At 49.6% G+C, this 361-nt stretch carries 1 protein-coding gene; it reads left to right on the forward strand.

All coding sequences use genetic code 11. From position 1 onward, the window contains the following. Window positions 1-272, forward strand: a 272-nt coding sequence (locus J0A66_RS22105) for a diacylglycerol kinase (RefSeq protein ID WP_206575992.1), incomplete at its 5' end; no start/stop codon positions are given. Window positions 273-361 lie beyond the last annotated feature (89 nt).

The raw sequence follows: 361 nt of genomic DNA on the forward strand, positions 1-361 counted from the left end.
TTCGTCAGGAGTTGCTACTGTGTGTGCTGCTGTTGCCAGTGGCGATTTGGCTGGCCGACTCCCCGGTGGAGCTTATTCTGCTGATTGGTCCACTGCTATTGTTACTGATGGTGGAATGCCTGAATAGTGCTATTGAAGCGGCCATAGATAGAATCAGTACCGAGTGTCATCCTCTCTCCAAGCAAGCGAAAGACTTAGGCTCAGCCGCGGTCTTTTTTACTCTGCTGATCATAGTAGTGAGCTGGCTTGCCATCCTACTGCCTAAACTCTAGCCATATAATTCCTTACACTTTGTAACTGCCTTTGCCCACAGGGGAACTATGCTGGTTCTGCCAACAAAGGGGAAGGGCTGTGCGTATAT

The organism is Bowmanella dokdonensis (genome assembly GCF_017254865.1).
In the GTDB taxonomy this organism is placed as follows: Bacteria; Pseudomonadota; Gammaproteobacteria; order Enterobacterales; family Alteromonadaceae; genus Bowmanella; species Bowmanella dokdonensis.